Source organism: Candidatus Poribacteria bacterium, assembly GCA_021295755.1.
Classification (GTDB): Bacteria; Poribacteria; WGA-4E; order WGA-4E; family PCPOR2b; genus PCPOR2b.
The window spans coordinates 1-20,416 of record JAGWBT010000004.1; the positions used below are offsets into that span (position 1 = coordinate 1).

The following is a 20,416-nucleotide window of genomic DNA, read 5'->3' on the forward strand; positions in this document are numbered from 1 at the left end:
CCTGAAAAGAGGGGCTGGATCTACCGGCATCTGTAGGATCATCAAATAACACATTACCATAATGGTAATCGTCGTCATCGTCATCATCATCGTCGTCGTCATGGTCGTCATCGTCGTGGTCATCGTCGTCATCATCATCGTCGTCGCGATCTTGCGCCCTCTGGCTATACATGTTGGAACTCGGCTTTTGGGCTGTTGGGTAAATCACCACCCCATTGCTAGAGCCACTTAGACTAGAGTCAGTCGTTCCATTTTCACCGAAGTTATGCTGCTTCAATCCATCCTTTTCAAGACCTTCTGTATTACCGGTTTGCTTTAGATTTTCATCGCCAGAGGGATCCAAGTCAACATCGGAGGTCGAGGAGTTATGGAACTTGCCCTCCTCATTTTTATCCAAACGATTAGAGCCTTGGTGTTTGATTGCGCAACCTATCACTGTAAAAAACAGACATGTTGTAATACTTAGATATTTCTTTAATTTCGTGGACATCAGTTATTTCCTCCAATTAGTTGTTTTGCACTCTATCTGTAAAAGATCTACGAAAACGAAACATATTAGGACTTACGCAGCTGAACGTTCAAAGCCTCGTAGGGACAACCCTTGTGGTTGCCTTCAAACATTACCAAACCGTGAATCCACGATTTCGTAGGGACCGCAGATCTACGGTCCTTACATCCGTTCATTAAATTGCGATACTGCAAGCTGAAGTGCGTAACTCCTACATATTTAATCGGGTTCAGTTGTTCTTAGCACCTTCATTGATCCAGTCAATGATAAGTTGGATCTGAGCTGCTGGCAAAGGTGGCCCGTCAGGTGGCATTTCACCCTCAACAATTTGATCGACTAGTTCACTCTCTCTCGCATTGCTTGCAATGACGGTATCATCATCATTTCCTCCGGCAATTACGGCATCATACGTACGGAGATCTATACCGCCCGGTCCACCGGCAACATGGCACCCTGCGAAGGCGCATCGGTTCGTAAGGATAGGCAGGATATCGGCGTTAAACGAGGGACTTGGTCTACCGGCATCTACGGGATTATCAAATACGACGTCGAGAGCATTGGCAGAACGCCTATCGTTGCCATCATCGTCGTACTCATCATCGTCATTATCGTCGTCATATTCATTGTTATCGTGGTCATCGTCGTCGTATTCTTCACCACAGCCAACCAACCCAATCGAAATCAGCAATGTAATTAAAAATAGGATTTTAGCAATGTGTAATGGTTTCATCATTTGAAGCTCCTTTGAGAATTTGCTTAACATTTACTGTCAATTCGATTATACTAATTAGCAGCAGAAAGGGCGGCAGACAAAAAACACCCCTCTACGAGAAATCGGAGATGGGCATATCGAGTCAATTGTCACCTAGGAATTTGCTAACAATTGGCGTTGGGAGCGTTTCCTATGTGACTTTGGTTGCCTTTTCTGCTATTATACCGAACCATTTTGGATGCGGCTTTTTCAATAAAATCGAGATTTTGCTGCGTTTAACGTGATGATAGCAGGATAGCGGGTCAACCGCTATTGATTGCCGCCATCGGTATCCATTACGTACACCTTCCGATTCTCCTCACCCTCCCGGTAATACCCAAATACAATCTGTCGTCCACTGGGCACCTAATTTAACGTGAGTCGTGTCTGATTGCCCCATCCGAGTCCATTTTGTAGATTTTGGTGTGAAGCGGTTTGGCGGTTAAGCAAAGAATGGCTAGGAGGGGGATTACTACATATTCAAGTAATAACCTGAATATGTAATAATCCTCGACCGGAATGTAATTAAGGTCAAATGGATATGTGCGAGATTCCTCGAATTGATCTTCTCAATCTCCGATAATCAGAACTGGTTGTCAAGGCTGACAATCAGGTTGAATCCCGGCGCATTGATGCCGGAGCCGTGCTCGCGATACCGCTTATCAAGCAGATTTTCGAGGGCGAGGGTGAGTCGGTTGTATTGGGTCACCTGAAAACCGCCGCGCAGGTTAAGCGTTACCCAGCCCGGCGAACCTTCACCAATCGCTGCGCCGTTGGCATCAAACTCGACCTCACCTGTATCGCGAGTGGTTCCCGGAATCCGTGGGTCTCGAATATCACTCCGATTTAACCGTCTCTGCTCGGTAGCGGCACGGACGAAGAATTCTCCCCAGAATCGTTGGGCAGGCGGTTGCCAGCGAATACCGACCATGCCGTTGAGTGGTGGTTCACGACGAATCCGTTCCTCCCACGGCTTATCGGGATCAGGTGCTGCACCGTTGATGGTCAGTACCTTCCCACGTGTGAACATCGCGTTACCGTAGAGCGACAAACCGCTTTGAATCGGAATCGGAACCATTCCAGCAAGCTCAACGCCTTGGATCTGCACTTCATCCACATTATCAAATACATAGACATCAACGCCCGGATTGCTTTGCTGGATTTCCTGAATCAGTTCTGGCAGCGGTTGGTCTTTGTAAGCATCTTCGACGGGTACACGGGTGACCAGATCGCTGACGCGACCATGAAAAAGGGTCAGTGAACCGATAAGCCACGGATAGCGTGCCTTAAAGCCTCCCTCTGCTGTCCATCCTCTCTCCGATTTGAGATCGGGTGAAGGGGAGTCGATACCTTCATTGGTGACTTCAACAGCAGTTGTATCGTTCAAAGAAGGCGCGCGGAACGATGTAGCGAAATTGCCGACGACGTTCAATCCGTCGGTAACGCTTGCAACTAGCCCTGCGCTGTAGGTCAATGCGTTACCGGATTGGTTAAAATCATCAAACTGATCAGAGCGCACCGAGAGGTCCGCGTTTGTGTTGTAAAGGGTATATCGTCCACCAAGCGTCATTTCGAGGCGTTCGTGCAGTTCGATTTCGTCCTGAACGTAGAGGTTTGCGTCCCAGAACTGCGATCCGTCGATGAACCTGCCCTTTGTGTCGTCTACATTTTCAGCACCGGTCTTGATGTCGGTTTTGATCGTTTGACTTGAAACGGTATCGAAGTAGAATTCACCGCCTGCGACGACACGCTGCTTCGGCATTGACGAATTGACCGCCTGTGCACTAAGTCCCAATGTGTTGACGGTATCGAACCGCTCGCGCCGTTCCGTTGCATCGCGTAGGAGTTCATTTCGCCCCTCTTTCTGACGATGGAATGAGGTGGTGAATTGAATCTGATCTATCGCCAAGTTTTCCGGTTTGGAGAGATAGGTGGCGTAGAGCAGGTCTCGATCTTGCGGTTGAAAGAAAAACTCATCGTATTCACGGGGTGCAATCTTGTCATAGCGCGGGGTTTGCGGTTGTCGCCAGAGTTGGTATGCAAGGTTGACTGTACTGGTATCAGTGAGTTTGTAAGAGACTTTGGCGTCGCCGTCGTAGGCGTTCCAACCGAGTGGTCCTTCGGAATCAATCAACCATTGTTCGGGAACATCTTTGGGTGGTCCATCGGAGACTTCTACACCGGTTGGTTTGTCGGTGACGATTTCAAACTTGCGGTTCTTGTAGTGTAGATCGTAGCCGCTGCCCGGATTAATATTACCGAACCATCGTGCGGACGCACCGACCGAAAATCCGAGTTGCTTTTGGCTTCCGACCACCTCAAGCCGTCCGAGCCGCTCTGCACTTCCCGAAGCGAATCGAGTAAAGGCACGGGGCTGGATGTTCCAATTGTCTGTTGCGTTATCAAGAAGGGTGTCTTTAGTGAACATGCTGATGACACCGCCCATCGCGCCGCTGCCATATAGCATTGAACCGGCACCGCGCAGCACTTCAATCCGATCGAGGTTGTCCGGGCTAGTTGTTACCAGATATTGATTAGGGCCGGAGCGGAAGGTGGAGTTGTTGAGTCGAACACCATCAATTGCAAGAAAGGCTTGATAGCCGGTAAGCCCACGCAGCAAGGGTGAACCTTGACCAACCGTGGTTTGCTGTGCCCAGACACCCACTGTCTCGCGCAAGATTTGGGGAGTCGTTGGCGCATTCATGCGCTCAATCTGCTCCCGATCAATCACGGAGACCGCGTTCGGCGTTCGGAAAGTATCTTTTTCGACACGGGTTATGACAGTGACTTCCTCAAGTTCAACAATCGACGATTCTACCTCATCTTCTTGAGAATAAACGAGGTTGATACTAATAAGGAAAAGAGTCAAACATATCCATAGGTGGTTTTGTTTAGCTTTCATAGGGTCGCTCCTTTCTCCGCATGATTTGTGGATAATTGAATTTTTGAGACCATGTGTTGATGAAAAGGCAATTTTTGTGCCAAAGGGATTTAAGCTAGGGTGTGCGTCTATATGCGGATTCCTGATCGGTTTTTTCCGACGATAGGCTGCCTAGTGTTCAATTTCTGAACAGTTGTGTTTGCCTTTTGGACAGTTGTGTTTGCTATAGAAACACGGGTTGATTTGGGATGTAATAGCTAGGGCGATAAGTCGCTACTGATTTCCCCATGTTTCTGAAGAAATAATGGGTAATCCGTAATGCCTAAAAAAACGTGTCTACGATTTATTGCGATGCCAAATTAAGTTGACATACTCTCCACCTAGTGGCACAATAACTACAAAACCGTTCTTAGGCGAGCGAACGAAAGGTTGTAAAAATAATGAAGCGAGCAGATCGGCACAGGGTGCAAACCGCTATATGTAACTTGTTGTTGCTACCTCTTCTGATGATGGTAGGGTGCACGACATTGGTCCCCGATGACCCCAATATGCCATTGGAGAATTTCGATTCCGGTTCTCCTACCGAAAAAACTTGGCGGGTGGAACGGAAGCTCGTCAGTAACGAGGTCAACTGTATTGCGGCTGATTTACGCAATGTGTGGTTTGCAACACAAGCCGGTGTTTCGCGTTGGGATCGAGACCAAGACCAATGGTTCCATTATACGATGGAAGACGGTTTGTCGAACGATGCGGTCAACGCCGTTGCAATTGATGGGCAATGGGTTTGGTTCGCCACAGAGGAGGGGGTGAGCCGCTACGACACGGAGACGAACACCTTTGCAACGTACCGAACGATTGATGGATTGGCAAGTGATCAGGTATCGTCCATCGCGGTAGATGGGAACTACGTTTGGTTTGGGACATCTGACGGGTTAAACCGTTATGACAAAACCATCGACAGTTGGGCGGTGCGTACCCGCAAGGATGGGCTCGTCAGCAAGGTGATTACGACGGTCGCGGTCGAGCCAGAGTATGTGTGGGTCGGTACGGATAGGGAGATAAATCCGGATCCCCACGGCTGGGAGGATGACCCTCGGTTTAGCAAGGGTGGGGTGAGCCGCTACCATCGAGACACCGATTCTTGGAATAACTATAAAAAATCAGATGGCTTAATAGACAATGAAATTGCTACTATTGCGGTAGACGAGAATAGTGTTTGGTTCGGAACGCAGGATGAGGGTGTGAGTCAATACAATCAGGTTGAGCAAGCCTTCATTAAGACGTTTACCAAGAGCGATCTACTCAGAAGCAATATGATCTCTTGTATCCGTGCGGATGGGTTTCAGGTATGGTTTGGTACTGCGAATGCCGGCGTGCATCGTTTCATCAAGCCGGTCAACACTTGGGTGCATTACACCAAAGGGGACGGACTGGCAAGCAATCATGTCAGTTGGATTACGACACAAGGCAATGATGTCTGGTTTGCGAGCAAAGAGGATGGAGTGAGCCGCTTTGATAAGGTAACCGGTGAGTGGACGCTTTACAAACGAGCCGATTTTCTCACGGATAACGATGTCCGGGATATAACGCGTGATGCGGATGGTAACCTTTGGCTAGCGACCGTATCCGGAATTTCGATTTACCAACCCAAAACGCGCAGTTGGGAAATCATCTCCAAAGAGGATGGTCTTCCGAGCCCGTATGTTACGAAGATAGATGTTGCGTCTCCACTGCGTGAATCGGAACAAAGCGAACTAATCGAAATTTCGAGCGGCGGGATGACTGGTGCACAGGTCTGGATCGGTACAGATCGGGGCCTTGGCACACGATCATTCTCCGGCGGCGAATGGACGTTCTATTCTCCTCCCCGATCCGAGACGAAGGGAGAGGCTTTTGTGACGGCGATCGTTGCTGATGGGGATGTACTCTGGATCGGTACAAGTTTAGGTCCCGCCATGTATGACAGAACTTCTCAAGAGTGGACGCAGCTTGAGACACCGGGTGATCGCTCAAATGCGATTGTGTTATCCGTACTTGTCCGCGACGGAATGGTCTGGTTTGGTGGCGCGGCGGGTGTTTGGCGATATTCCATTGCGGATAAGAAGATGCATCATGCTGCTGAGGGACTTCCCGACACCTACGTCAATGCACTATTTTCCACAGAGGATATTCTTTGGGCGGGGACACGGCAAGGACTTGCGCGCTATGATGTTGGCCAGGAACGTTGGATGCCGATGTCGTTCAACGCACAATTGCCTGTTTCTAATGTTACCGCACTCGATTTCCGAGATGGGATCCTTTGGATCGGCACACCACAAGGTTTGGGAAGTTATACGATTGCTTCGGAGGCTTGGAGTCTTATCTCGGATGTACCGTATAGCATTCGAGACATCCTGTGTGATGCGGAACAAAGACTTTGGTTGGCGACGTCGGTCGGTCTTGTCGAATATCACCCCTCAGATGGCGACATCGTGCTGCATCAATCACGTCCGGTACGTGAGCCGTTTCTTGAAACGAAGGTTTCAAATATCAAATTTGATGGCGATTACATCTGGTTCAACAACTGGGCTTCTTCACCGAACGGTGGGATTATACGGTTTCATCGCCCCACTGGCGCGTGGCAGCGTTTTACGCGCTTAGATATTCTCCAGTCAACCCGGAAAAGATCGATGACCACAGTACGTTGGAGCTATGTGGATACAGATGCAGTTTGGTTTACCACGGACTACGGGATCCTTCGCTACGATAAAATGGCGGATACGTGGCAACATTTTACGATAGAGGAGGGCCTTCCTACGAACGATTTAGACAAAATTGCCGTGAGCGAACACAGCGTCTGGGTGAGTCCAATGATCGGTGTCGAATTGAGCCATTATAGTAAAAAGACTGGAAAATGGACTGCAATTTCGCCTAGTAAAGAGATGCAAATTGAGCGGTTGAAATCACTGGCGGTTGATGGGCCGGAGGTCTGGTTTGGGTCGGGACGTGGACTTCACCGTTATAATGAATTTACCGGTAAATGGCGTGATTTCACGCCGAGGGACGGACTAGCCGGCAGAGGTGCCGAGTGGATTACCGCGGACGAGGATTTCATTTGGGTTGCACGTTCGGAGTGGGACAGAGACAGTAACCGCCCGCTGTCACGATACAATAAAAAAACGGAGAGGTGGGACACGTTTTCAACGAGTGACGTGCTTGCGTCAGACACCATTAGGCGAATTATTGCCACAAAGGACGATGTTTGGATACTCTACAGACCTTGGACGAAGAAGGGGGTTACCCGATACGATAGACGCACCGGAGAGTGGACGACAATCAAGTCTGGGCGTGGAACGCTTGAGTTAGCTACCGACGACGACTACCTCTGGTTAGCCGTACCCAATAATGGGCTCAGGCGGTTCCATTTCGCATCTGGCACTTGGACGGTGTTCAGAGATCTCAAAGGGTTGCTACATAACCATGTAGACGAGTATGGGCTTGCCGTTGATGATAGGTATGTATGGGTGGGCACGTTGCGGGGGCTTTCTCGCTATGACAAACAGAGGGAATCCTGGACTTCCTTCACAGCGATGCCAACCCTTTCGGGACGCACCATCCGGACGGTGGATACAGATGAGCGTTTTGTCTGGGTCGGTACTGACAACGGTTTGTCGCGTTATGATAAGGAATTGGGCACTTGGAAGCAGTATCAACAGGAGGGTGGTTCCGAAGAGATTGCCACCCACGGTGGTCATTGGCACCGATGGCGTCCCAAAAGGAAAGATACATTGTCCGATAATTCGGTGAGTTCGATTGTGGTTGATGACCAGTACGTCTGGGTCGGCACCCGAGATGGAGCGAATCGTTTTGATAAACTCGCCCTACGCTGGGATCAGTACAAAACCGGGCATGGGTTGCCTGCTAATAATGTGACTTCTGTTAGTAATGATGGCAATAACATTTGGGTTGGCACTAACTCCGGGATTGGTAAGTATCCCCGAACTGCAGACGACCTCAACGCTTGGATCGCTTACACGTCCGGCACGGAGATTCAACCTGCATCTGTCTCCAAAGAGTTCGCGGAGTCGTTGGTTACAGATGAGATTTGGTGTATCGCTAGCAGCAAGAAAAATGTCTGGGTCGGTACGCGACGCGGCGTAAGCAAATATGATATTGGTAAGGACACGTGGAAGACTATCACAACAGCAGATGGTTTGGCGAGCGATGAAATCAGTTGCATCGCTATTGATGACGAGCGAGTTTGGTTTGGAACCGATCGTGGTGCGACTGTCTATAATGAGGACACAGAGGCTTGGACTTCCTATACAACGGAAGATGGACTTACTAGCAACAAGGTGACTTCGATTGATGTTGATGGCACTGAAGTTTGGATTGGGACGTATAATGCGGGTGTGAGCCGCTTTGACCCGTCGGCGAATAGCTGGCTAACGTACACCCGAGAGGAAGGTTTGGCTCATAACGGGATCCTCTCTATCTCAGTAGGAGATACTTATGTGTGGTTCGGCACCTATCGTGGCTTGAGTCGTTTTGATAAACACACAGGTATTTGGACAACCTTTACAGAATCTTATGGACCTGAGGATCTTTGAGGCAAAGAAATTGGAAGTTTTTCCGATGGAACTTTGATTTATTTTTTACAATTTCATAGGCAGGTGATGCTTTCTCTAACCGATTCACTTTACGCAGATTTTCTCAGGCTAAAGGGGAATTCCTATTAATGTTTTCAAATGCAGCACAACAATCCGGGTTAACCTCGAGCGGCGGTGTCTCGCATTCCGAAGATGGGCACGGCTTCGGCACCGCGCCTGTTTTCCTTACATCGGTCTGTACGATTCTGGGTGCAATTCTTTTCTTGCGGTTTGGTTACGCGGTTGGTCATGTAGGACTTTGGGGCAGTTTGGCGATTATTGCTCTTGGACACTCGGTGACCATTCCCACGGTTCTAGCGGTCTCTGAGATAGCAACTAACCGCCGCGTGGCAGGTGGCGGCGCATACTACATTGTTAGCCGTTCCTTTGGTCCGACTATCGGTGGTACAATCGGGATCACTCTATATCTTGCCCAAGCGATCTCAATTGCTTTTTATATGGTGGCGTTTGCAGAAGCTCTGGAGCCCCTCTATAAATGGGTAGCTGTTACATACGAATTCAAGCTGGACCACCGCTGGGTGAGTCTTACCTGCACGCTCCTCCTTATCGCGCTGATGTTGATTAAGGGTGCCGATTTGGGTGTGTGGGGCTTATGGGCGGTCAGTGCAATCCTAGTGGTCTCAATCGGTGCGTTCCTTTTTGGAATGGGGCCCGATGAGATTCGGCCGGAAGGGCTAAACATCACGGCACGAATCGAAGGTGGTGACAGTTTCGGCACGGTTTTCGCGATCTGTTTCCCTGCTTTCACCGGCATGATTGCGGGACTTGGGCTATCCGGCGACCTGAAGAACCCTCAGCGAAGTATACCTTTGGGTACGATTGCCGCGACGATCGCAGGAATGGTGATATACGCACTCGTCGCTGTCAAGCTGGCGCAGAGTGCCACGCCTGAAGCACTTGTCGCCGATCAGTTTGTTATGGCGAAGATTGCCTTGTGGGGGCCCGCGATCTACGTTGGATTGGGTGCAGCAGCACTGTCTTCGGCTCTTGGCTCGATTTTGGTCGCGCCCAGAACGCTCCAGATGCTTGGTCGTGACAATGTTTTACCGTTTTCTCAGTTGAACCGTCTGATGGAAAAAGGGGTGGGTCAGACGCAAGAACCGGTATATGCAACTTACGTCTCAGGTGCAATCGCGATTGTATTCGTGGTGGCTGGCGGTGTGGACTTTATCGCCCGAATCCTCACCATGTTCTTCATTGTGACATACGGCGTTCTGTGTGCGGTATCGTTCCTTGAACACTTTGCAGGTAATCCGTCCTATCGTCCCACGTTTCATTCTCGCTGGTACTTGTCGCTAGTTGGTACCGTGATGTGTGGCTTGATGATGATTCAGATAAACGTGTTGTATGCGTTCATCTCGATCTTTATGATGGTGGCAATCTACCTCGGGCTCCGCCATGGCCACAAGGGACAGCGTGACTTGACGGCAATTTTTCAGGGGACGATGTTCCAGCTAACTCGGTGGCTGCAGATTACCTTGCAGCGGAACCGTGGTATCTCCCCTGAGGGCGGGTGGCGTCCATCAATTGTCGCAGTGACTCAATTTGGCGAGCGTCGGCTTGGGCATTTTGATCTGCTCCGTTGGATTTGCCATCGGCACGGGTTTGGTCATTTCATCCAGTTCTTCCACGGCGATTATTCGTTTCTTGACGAGATTGAGGCTCGTATTCACGTTGACGAGTTAATCCAACGGACAGAGGTCAGCAGGGCAGGCATCTTTGTTGATACCCTGATTTGCCCGACGTTTCAGCTCGCCGTTGCACAGACGTTGCAGATGCCGGGTATTTCTGGCCTGCCAAATAACTCTATCCTGTTTGAGTTTGATCGGGAAAATATTGATGAAATCAGTGATGTCGGACAGGGTGCTCGGCTCGCCATTAGTTCGATGTTCAATGTCCTTATACTGCGATCGACGAAGTACCGATTCGGGTATCGGTCTTCGATCCATGTATGGGTGACCGAAGAGAACTTGATGAACGCTCCAATGATGCTAATGCTCGCGTATATCATTGTAGGTCATCCGGAATGGAGACGTGCTGAGATTCAGCTTTTTGCGTGTTTCGAGTCTGAAGATGCGGAACGTGAGGCGGATAGGCTCTCGGCGTGGATGAGGGAAGGACGGCTGCCGATTTCAGCGCAGAACGTGACTTCTGTTTCGTGCAGCAATGGGGAAGCATTGGAGCAAGAGGTGTCCCATTACTCTTCTCAGGCTGACTTAGTTATTGCAGGTGTAATGGCGGACAATCTCGAACCTGAGCTGGCGACCCAAACACTGCGGCATTACGCGGGTGCGAACGATGTGCTCTTTGTCCATTCAATTGAGCGGATTGCAATTGATTAGACGGCAGCCTAATGCGTAATGTGTAATATGTAAAAAGACACGGTAGATGCCGCTCGGTGTGGGTCGTGCCGCTAAGTTCATAATATGCTGGAACCGCAACATATGCGAAAGGATATAAGCCGTGCAAGAGCGTGTGATACTCGTTGACCGCATGGGCAGAGAAATCGGTACTGAAGAGAAGTTAAAGGCACATCGCGAGGGTAAACTGCATCGCGCATTTTCGGTTTTCATCTTCAATAAGTTAGGGGAACTGCTGCTTCAGAAACGGTCAGAGACAAAATATCACTCGGGTGGGTTGTGGACGAATACTTGCTGTAGTCATCCACGTCTTGGTGAAAGTCATAATTGTGCGGCGAGACGGCGGCTCAATGAGGAGATGGGTTTCGATTGTGAATTGACTGAGCTTTTCAGCTTTATCTATCATGCCAAACTGGAGAATAGCCTATTTGAGCACGAGTTAGACAGTGTCTTTGTTGGACGCTATGATGGTCAACCGGTGCCCAATCCTGACGAAGTTGAGGATTGGAAATGGATGGAACCCGAAAAACTGAAGCGGGATGTTGGAGAAAACCCTGAGCATTATACCTACTGGTTCAAATTGATACTTAATTGTGTTGTTAAGCAGTACCAAACGGTTAGTTCTCTGAATGAAATTTAATCAATTTGTTCATGTAAATTTCATAGTGGCGCTATTACTTTTGTTGTATATTAGTACAGCTGCAGCGAATGAACCGGTAGAAGAAACACTGAAAAGGGCGCGCAAGCAATTTTATGCCGCTATTGAGGACAAAAAGCAGATTGAACCAACAATCAAGCTGTTCGAGCTAATAGCACAGGTAAAACCGAGTTACACTGGGCGTACGCAGGTCTATATTGGAGCACTTGTTGCTCTCAAAGGAAAACATGCGTTTTTTCCGCATACCAAGCTCAAGTGGACAAAGCGTGGCCTAGCAATCATGGATAACGGTTTAGAGAAAAGCCCAAATGACATTGAAGCATTATTCATCCACGGCACGACCTGCTACCACCTTCCATTCTTTTTCAAACGTTCTGATGGTGCCCAGCGAGCCTTCAAGGAGATTATCAAGCGGTTGCCACTGGAACGATATACCTATGATCAGCAGCTAATCGCACATGTCGTTGAGTTCTTGCTTGAAAAGGCAAAACTGACGAGCGATGAGAAAACATATCTCCAAATACTCAAAGGTAAATTGGAATTCCAGCCTCCAGTTGTGGATTAATGAAAGTCGAATATCTTTTATTTAATCTCGTCGTTATTGCCGGACCCATAGCCTCCCAATTCAATTGCCAGATTAAGCAGATTTCCCATTGGAAATTGAAATTACTGGCGAGTGTAATTGTCATGATTCCTTATATCATTTGGGATGTGCTCGCCACCGGTTCGCATTGGTGGTTCAATGCAGCATATACGCTCGACTTTCGATTATTCGGTTTGCCGATTGAAGAGTGGCTTTTTTTTATCACGGTTCCATTTGGGTGTTTGTTAGTATGGGAAACCCTGCCTCAAGCAAACAAGGCGACACAGGTGAAGTCTCTTCGGCACGTCAGATCTATTTTATACATGCTGTTGTTGGGGGGAGCATTGGTTTTTAGCATGGGTAAGCAGTATACAGGGTTGGTGCTATTTTGTTTGGGGCTCGTTGGATTGGCAGATAGGTTGTTAAGAGTTGATCTGCTGCTGCAACCGAGGACTTATCTCTATCTTACAGTTGTAGCTGGTTTGGTTTTGGTGTTTAACGGCTATCTCACAGCTCGTCCGGTTGTTCTATATGGTGAGTCATATCAGGTTGGCTACCGAATTTTGTCAATTCCTGTCGAGGATTTCGGATACGGATTCGGGCTGATGCTTTTTAACGCGATTCTCTATGAGAAGTTGAGGAAAATTTGGCATGGAACGTAAGAGAGTGGCGGTCATTGGTGGCGGGCTCGGTGCGTTAAGTGGGGCGATTCGTCTCGCGCGGCTGGGATTCTCTGTACAACTATTCGAGAAGAATCCGACAATTGGTGGGAAGATCAACGAGGTGGTTTTGGAGGGCTACCGGTTTGATACTGGGGCATCTTTATTGACGATGCCTTTTGTTATTGACGAATTATTTGATTTTGCTGGATTCAATCGGTCAGATTATCTGGACTTTATACCAATTGACCCGATATGCCGATATTTCTTTGCCGATGGTTCAGTGATGGATGCAAGTGCTGATAAAGCAAAGATGAAAGCTGCGATCAAACAGTTATCGCCCATTGATGCGGAAGCGTATGAAAGTTTCTTGGAATATGCGGAACGGATACACACTCTGACAGCTGAAATCTTTATGTTTACACCGATTCATGAGTTCAAGAAACTGATGAAGTTCCGTTATTTGCGGACGCTGTTTAGACTTCATCAAATAGATCCGTTTCGGACGATACATCAGAGTGTGTCAGGTTTTTTTTCAGATTCGCGCCTGATCCAACTTTTCGACCGGTACGCTACGTACAACGGCTCAGATCCGTTTCAAGCCCCTGCAACCCTGAATATAATTCCGTATGTTGAATACGGCTTGGGTGGTTACTACATCAAAGGTGGCATGTATCGCTTGGTCAATGCTTTGGAAATGATAGCCCGCGAGCGAGGGGTCGAGATTCATACATCGGTCAAGGTTGAAAAGATTTGTCAAGATGGTAAACAGGTCAGTGGAGTGCGAGCCAACGGTCAGAAGGTTCCCGCGGATTATGTACTGTGCGGTGCAGATGCTATCATAGCGCATGACGAATTGATTGGCGGTCCTCCAAATCAGCGTGAAAAACTGAATCGATTGGAACCATCGTTGTCGGGAATGGTATTCCTTTGGGGTGTTAGAAGTAATCACTCACAATTAGCGCATCACAACATTATCTTCTCTAGTGACTACGAAGCGGAATTTCGGCAGATTTTCAAGCATAGGCGAGTGCCGGATGAACCGACTATCTACATCGCCATAACGAGTAAAGCGGATGCAGCACATGCCCCTGTTGGTGGGGAAAATTGGTTTGTGTTGTTGAACATGCCTTATCTCGCACCGGGACAGATGTGGCAAAAGGAAAAAGTTCGGATGCGAAACTTTGTACTAGGTAGGTTAAGAGAAATTGGTCTCGACATCGAAGATCGAATCGAAGCGGAGCAGGTCTACACACCGGAGGATTTTTCTGAGTTTTATGCTAGCAATCAGGGAAGCATCTACGGCATTTCGTCCAATAGCAAAACTACCGCGTTCAAACGTCTACCGAATCGTAGCCGTGTCCTTGATAGACTCTATTTCGCAGGCGGTTCTGTGCATCCGGGGGGTGGTATTCCTCTGGTTATATTGTCTGGAAAAATGGCGGCATCATTGATTGCTGCGGATCACGGATTGAAAATTGAAAACATCGTTGGTCCGCGGGAGCGGATATGAAACAGAAAATCGTCATCATTGGTTCAGGATTTGGTGGGCTTGCAGCAGCGATTCGACTCCAATCCCAAGGTCTGCAAGTTACAATTCTGGAGAAAAACGCGAAAGTTGGTGGTCACGCCTATCAATTGGTTAAGAATGGGTATACTTTCGACATGGGACCATCTATTATCACCGCACCCGACCTGATTCAGCGAGTATTTAGATGCGCCGGTGTGCGGATGGAAGATTACCTTGATTTAGTCAAACTGGATCCGTTTTATCGCATCTATTTCCATGATGGTTCATCGCTTGACTATACGGATGATACCGAGCGGATGAAACAGCAGATGGCGCAGTTCAATAGGGCAGATGCTGGAAACTACGACGATTTCATGGCGCATACCCGTCAACTCTACGATGCTGTTATCACAGACGGTTTAGGCTCAATTCCGTTTGATTTGCAAACTATGCTTGGTTTTCTGCCGCGTGCCTTGCGACTGCGAGCATTGACACCTGCTTTTAACTTCGTTAAGAGGTATTTTGATGACCCACGTCACCGCTTCACCTTTTCGTTTCATCCGTTGTTTATAGGTGGCAATCCGTTCCGGGCACCAGCTGTTTACTTAATGATTCCTTATCTTGAGAAGACAGGGGGTGTCTGGTTCTGCAAAGGTGGGATGTACAACCTTGTGCGGGCATTAGAGAGCGTGTTCAAAGAACTCGGCGGTGTTGTTGAAAACGATGCAGAAGTGGAGCAAATTGTTGTTGAAGATCGGCAAGCAAAAGGCGTTCTAGCAAACGGACAATTTTACGAGGCAGATGGTATTATTTCCAACGCCGATTTGGTGCACACCTACGGAGAACTTATTGAGCCCGAACATCGTAGGAGATGGTCTTACAAGAAACTCAGGAAAACTCAATATTCGATGAGTGCATTTTTGCTCTACCTTGGTGTTCGTAAAAAGTATCCACAGTTGCAGCATCATACGCTAATTCTTTCTGAGAGGTACAAAGGGTTGGTAGATGACATTTTTGATAATAAGATTCTTCCAGATGATTTTTCAATGTATTTACACATTCCATCGCAAACGGATCCGTTGATGGCACCGGAAGATTGTGAGAGCATATATGTACTGATTCCAGTACCGAATTTGGAGAGTGGGATCAACTGGGAAAAGATGGAGAAAGTGTATATTAACAAGGTACTGACCTTTTTGGAGAACGACTTTGGATTGACAGATTTAAGTACTTCGATTGAGGTAATTGAAACGTTCACACCTTTGGATTTTAAACAACATCGGAATAGTCATCTTGGCAGCGCATGGGGAGTTGAGCCAAAACTAACGCAGACAGCGTATTTCCGGCCACATAACCGAAGTGAAGATATAGAGCAACTTTACTTCGTTGGAGCAAGCACCCATCCCGGTGCAGGAGTGCCTGGCGTGCTGCTAACAGCAGAAACAACGGTAAAGTTGGTTATCAAGGATTTGATAGGATAGATTGGGTCTCCGTCTATTTTGATATTTTGTGTCCTGATGGCTGGTGGGACGAATTTCTAACCCAACTCATCCGCTTGATCCAATACCTGTAGGTGTGTCTAAGATACTAGCAACTTGGATTAGGATAGTCTTCAGTGTTTAGGAATCAATTGAGGGAGGAGATTATATCATGAGATCGTGGAAGCTAACAGACGAAGATCGAGCTGCGTTTGAGTACGCTCGTAGAATAACCGCATACTATTCAAAAAGCTTTTATGTCTCAGCACGAATACTTCCCGCTGATCGTCGGTGGGCAACATACGCGTTGTACGGTTTCTGCCGACACTGTGACAATCTGATCGACACACCACGTCAGCGAACTCGATCGGAAATCTTTGGAGAGATCGAATTCTTGACAGAAGAATTGCAAATTGCCTATAACACCGGCGAGTCCGAGCACCCGGTCGTTCGTGCCTTTATTCTTGTTGCCAGGCGGTATGGGATTCCTATTGGATACCCCCTCGATCTACTCAAGGGGGTTACTATGGATATCCAACAGGCACGGTACATAACATTTGATGAACTCACTTTTTTTTGTTATCGGGTTGCCTCCGTTGTTGGACTGATGATGACACATATCCTTGGGTATAAAGACAAACGTGCTTTTGAATACGCGAAGTTACTCGGGATTGCGATGCAACTGACCAATATTCTGCGAGACATCAAAGAGGATAAGGAGATGGGACGGATCTATCTGCCACAGGCGGATTTATCGGTATTCGGTGTGTCGAATCAAGACATCTTAAATGAGAAGATGACGCCTCAATTACGTGCACTTATGAAGTTCCAAATTAAACGGGCAGATCGTTATTATTCTGAAGCGATCCCCGGCATCTCTCTACTCAAGACGGAATCACAGTATGCGATCTATTCGGCTGCTAAAATTTACCGTGGTATCTTGAGGCAAATTGAAGCGCGAAACTATAATCCATTCACAAGCCGAGTATTTGTGCCACCCATTCAAAAAATTGGGATTCTGTTACACGAGGTGCTTAGGATGAACGTTCTATCGGCGTGGGAGAAACTATGCCCGATGCACTCTGGAATAAATAGATGATTCGAGCACAGCACCGCCTTTGGGCGGACCTCATCTTCCATCCCTACCTTAAGTGGCTCTTCAAGCGTCATTTTGATACGATTCAACTGTTAGGGACACCGCCGGAAATTCCCAACGATTTACCGTTGCTGTTGTTGCCAAACCACAGTACATGGTGGGACGGGTTCTTTGTGTATCTGCTCAACAAACGGATTTTTCGTCGTACCGCCTATCTGATGATGCTTGAGGAACAGCTATCTAAATACTGGTTCTTCGCGAAGATTGGTGCTTATTCAATCGAGCCGGGCCATCGGCGGGGTATCGTCGAATCGCTGGCATACACCGTTGAGTTATTGAACCAACAGATGTCGCTGGTCTCTGTTTTTCCTCAAGGCGAACTATTACCGTGGCATACGCGACCCCTCGGTTACAAGCGAGGCGTTGAATGGATTTTACAAAAGTACGGCAAGCAGGTCGCTGTACTTCCATTGGCAATTCGTACGGAATTTCTCGGTGAAAGATGTCCAAGTGCCTTTTTTCTTTGCGGGGAAGTGAATCTATTTGACACAGAAACATTTTGCGGGATGGATTGGCTTGAAAAGACTGAAACAGTGTTGTTGGATGAATTGGCATTACGGATTCTTTGTGAAGAAGAGGGACTAAATCTGCTTTCCTGAAAGGTAGATATGATACTATTTACATGGCTGATTATCTCGGCTGGGCTGCTACTGATTTGCTTGATAGTGACTTTGTTCAATGCCGTAACTGCACCGATGCTCAAAAAAGCCAATAACTACCGGAACGAACCCCGTGTTTCAGTGCTGATTCCCGCTCGAAACGAGGAAGCCAACATCGGTGCTTGTATCGAAGGATTCTTGGCTCAAAAGTACGATAACTTTGAGATTCTCGTTCTTGATGATCAGTCGACAGATCACACGGAATCCATCATCAAGGAGTTGAGTCAACAATATGTTAACATTCAAGCAATTCAGGGCCAACCCCTGCCATCGGGCTGGACGGGAAAAAACTGGGCGTGCCATCAACTGAGTCAGTATGCGAGTGGAGAGATACTCATCTTCACCGATGCGGATAACCGTCCCGCTCCAACTGCGATTGCGAATAGTATCGCTTATATGCAGAAGTTAGAGCTGGGACTATTGTCAGCGTTTCCACAGAAGGTGACACGGACCTTGGCGGAAAAACTTGTGGTTCCGGTGGTTGATATGTTCGTTTACGCCGGACTTCCACTATGGCTTACATATTTGAGTCGTTCACCGTCGCTTGCTGCCGCGAGTGGTCTGTGGATTGTTTTCACTCGTGAAGCGTATCAACGAATTGGTGGACATGAGGCATTATCGAATCGAATTGTTGAAGACGTTGAGTTAAGTCGATTGGCAAAAAAGAGAGGTATTAAAATCTTAACATTGGCGGGCACTCAGATGGTATCTTGCAGAATGTATCATTCGTTCAGCGAAGTATGGAACGGATTTTCCAAGAATCTTTTTGGATTGGTAAGCTACCGGACGATCCCGTTTTTTGTCTTAATTCTGCTGCTGTCTACCACGTGTGTTCTGCCCTACGGTACTGTCTGGTTCGCGCCATTTACAGCACTTTCCCTCGTTGCGATCATCATGAACGTTACGATGCGACTGATACTATCGGTCAAATATAAACACCCTTTCTTTGCAAGTGTGATTTTGCATCCGTTTGGTGTTTTGCTAACATTGCTGATTGGGATTAATTCATTCTATCAAGCTAGACGTGGTCGCTTGGAATGGAAGGGACGACAGATCGACTTGCAGTTGGGCAAGTCGATACATGATAAATTGTGAAAAGCGAGCAAATGCGTATCATTATTATACGATATAGGCTTAGGCATCCGGTGTCGTAGTGAACAGAGTAAAAATAGGGGTGCTATATCTATTTTTAGGCGCAGGTGGACTGTGGCACATGCTCAACGTTTTCCAAGAGGTTATGCGAGCACTTGCTTCGCCAATCATGTTTGGCTTAGGTGTTTGGCTATTTTGGGAATGTTGGCAGATATATTCACAGCGTGAAAGGCTAAAGCTGGCCCTCTGGGGTGTAGGTATTATTATCGCTAGTTTTGGAATTGAATGGCTTGGTGTACGGACAGGTAAGATTTTTGGTTCGTATGTATATGGACAAACACTACGTCCGTCAATTGATGGTGTGCCAATCTCTATTGGAGGTGCTTGGTTTGTAATGCTTATTGCTTCAATGGCTGTTGCCCAAACAATTGCACCGAAATCCGTAGCTAGGAGTCTTGTTAAGTTGACGTGTTTTGTTGCATTGTTAATGGTTTGTTTCGACCTATTGCTGGAGCCTGCGGCAGTAAAATTGAACTACTGGATATGGGTGAATGACCACATTCCTTTGCAGAACTATCTAGCGTGGTTTGGATTGAGTTTTATCTTTACGACGATCGGTTTACGAGTTGGTTTGTTCCATCGCTCGTTACCCCGAATCGCCTTTCATTTTTATTTTGCTCAACTCGCTTATTTCGGATTGGTATGCCTGAAAAGTTAAAAGTATGAAATCAACAAAAAAAGGCTTATTCATTGGGTTAACGATTATAGGACTATGGGGATTGAGTCTCTCAATTTTACTCACGTTCAATGTGGCTGATATCAACATTGCGCTAATACCTGTGTGCATAGTTTGTCAGACATTTCTTTATACCGGTCTGTTCATTACGGCGCACGATGCGATGCACGGTACAGTTTGTCCGACTCATCCATGGGTCAACAATATAATCGGCGCAATTGCTGTCAGGCTATACGCACTATTCTCATATCGCAAATTACAAGAAAAGCATTGGGAACACCATCGAACACCTGCAAGCGATACGGACCCAGATTTTCACGATGGACAACACAGTAGCTTTTTAGTGTGGTATCTCTGTTTTATGAAAACCTACCTGAGTTGGAAACAGGTAATTGGGATGGCGATTGCATTTCAAATCATGGAATATGGTTTGGCTATCTCTAGCTTCAACTTGGTTCTGTTTTGGGTCTCTCCTGCGCTACTTAGCACGGTACAGTTATTTTATTTCGGGACATATTTACCACACCGAATGCCGGCAGGTGGATATAACAATCCGCACCGTGCACAGAGCAATGCGTATTCTACGTTCTGTTCGTTTATCACCTGCTATCACTTCGGATACCATTGGGAACATCACGAGTATCCATACATTCCATGGTGGAAGCTGCCAACAATACGAAAGATGAAATCTTTGAATCATGTATATCGCCATAGTCGTCCCATTGGATAATCCTCG

Annotated in this window: 15 protein-coding genes; 12 read left to right on the forward strand and 3 right to left on the reverse strand. The window is 47.5% G+C overall.

Features of this window, described 5'->3' with window-relative positions; all coding sequences use genetic code 11:
* The 3 genes from J4G02_01315 to J4G02_01325 form a co-directional block, all read right to left on the reverse strand.
* Positions 1 to 490: hypothetical protein (locus tag J4G02_01315; protein MCE2393233.1), on the reverse strand; the 490-nt coding region annotated here is incomplete at its 3' end.
* Positions 491 to 737: 247 nt separating this feature from the next.
* A complete protein-coding gene (locus J4G02_01320) occupies positions 738 to 1,238 on the reverse strand; it encodes a hypothetical protein (protein ID MCE2393234.1) in 501 nt (166 codons plus the stop codon).
* A 604-nt stretch (positions 1,239 to 1,842) separates the two neighbouring features.
* A complete protein-coding gene (locus J4G02_01325; GenBank protein ID MCE2393235.1) occupies positions 1,843 to 4,161 on the reverse strand; it encodes a TonB-dependent receptor in 2,319 nt (772 codons plus the stop codon).
* A gap of 419 nt (positions 4,162 to 4,580) precedes the next feature.
* Between J4G02_01325 and J4G02_01330 the strand changes: the two genes are divergently transcribed.
* From J4G02_01330 to J4G02_01385, 12 genes are all read left to right on the forward strand, one after another.
* Positions 4,581 to 8,729, forward strand: coding sequence for a hypothetical protein (locus tag J4G02_01330; GenBank protein ID MCE2393236.1), 4,149 nt, complete (start codon positions 4,581 to 4,583; stop codon positions 8,727 to 8,729).
* A gap of 128 nt (positions 8,730 to 8,857) precedes the next feature.
* Positions 8,858 to 11,131, forward strand: coding sequence for a hypothetical protein (locus J4G02_01335; GenBank protein MCE2393237.1), 2,274 nt, complete (start codon positions 8,858 to 8,860; stop codon positions 11,129 to 11,131).
* 121 nt (positions 11,132 to 11,252) lie between these two features.
* Complete coding sequence (idi, locus tag J4G02_01340) at positions 11,253 to 11,789, forward strand: isopentenyl-diphosphate Delta-isomerase (GenBank protein MCE2393238.1); 537 nt, start codon at positions 11,253 to 11,255, stop codon at positions 11,787 to 11,789.
* A gap of 25 nt (positions 11,790 to 11,814) precedes the next feature.
* Positions 11,815 to 12,372 carry a hypothetical protein gene (locus J4G02_01345; protein ID MCE2393239.1) on the forward strand — a complete coding sequence of 186 codons (558 nt, stop codon included), beginning with the start codon at positions 11,815 to 11,817 and terminating at the stop codon, positions 12,370 to 12,372.
* Positions 12,372 to 13,052 (forward strand): lycopene cyclase domain-containing protein, encoded by a 681-nt coding sequence (locus J4G02_01350; protein ID MCE2393240.1) that lies wholly within the window; start codon positions 12,372 to 12,374, stop codon positions 13,050 to 13,052. The genes J4G02_01345 and J4G02_01350 overlap by 1 nt, the downstream gene beginning before the upstream one ends.
* Complete coding sequence (gene crtI, locus J4G02_01355; protein MCE2393241.1) at positions 13,042 to 14,562, forward strand: phytoene desaturase; 1,521 nt, start codon at positions 13,042 to 13,044, stop codon at positions 14,560 to 14,562. Before J4G02_01350 ends, crtI (J4G02_01355) begins: the two co-directional genes overlap by 11 nt.
* Positions 14,559 to 16,040: a phytoene desaturase gene (crtI, locus tag J4G02_01360; GenBank protein ID MCE2393242.1), complete on the forward strand. Its 1,482-nt coding sequence runs from the start codon at positions 14,559 to 14,561 to the stop codon at positions 16,038 to 16,040. Before crtI (J4G02_01355) ends, crtI (J4G02_01360) begins: the two co-directional genes overlap by 4 nt.
* 169 nt (positions 16,041 to 16,209) lie before the next feature.
* Complete coding sequence (locus J4G02_01365) at positions 16,210 to 17,136, forward strand: phytoene/squalene synthase family protein (GenBank protein ID MCE2393243.1); 927 nt, start codon at positions 16,210 to 16,212, stop codon at positions 17,134 to 17,136.
* The gene (locus tag J4G02_01370) at positions 17,133 to 17,792 is read left to right on the forward strand and encodes a lysophospholipid acyltransferase family protein (GenBank protein ID MCE2393244.1); all 660 of its coding nucleotides are present in this window, start codon (positions 17,133 to 17,135) and stop codon (positions 17,790 to 17,792) included. The genes J4G02_01365 and J4G02_01370 overlap by 4 nt, the downstream gene beginning before the upstream one ends.
* A gap of 9 nt (positions 17,793 to 17,801) precedes the next feature.
* A complete protein-coding gene (locus J4G02_01375) occupies positions 17,802 to 18,947 on the forward strand; it encodes a glycosyltransferase (protein ID MCE2393245.1) in 1,146 nt (381 codons plus the stop codon).
* A 58-nt stretch (positions 18,948 to 19,005) separates the two neighbouring features.
* Positions 19,006 to 19,662, forward strand: coding sequence for a carotenoid biosynthesis protein (locus tag J4G02_01380; GenBank protein MCE2393246.1), 657 nt, complete (start codon positions 19,006 to 19,008; stop codon positions 19,660 to 19,662).
* A gap of 4 nt (positions 19,663 to 19,666) precedes the next feature.
* Positions 19,667 to 20,410, forward strand: a complete 744-nt coding sequence (locus J4G02_01385) for a fatty acid desaturase (GenBank protein ID MCE2393247.1) — start codon at positions 19,667 to 19,669, stop codon at positions 20,408 to 20,410.
* Positions 20,411 to 20,416 lie beyond the last annotated feature (6 nt).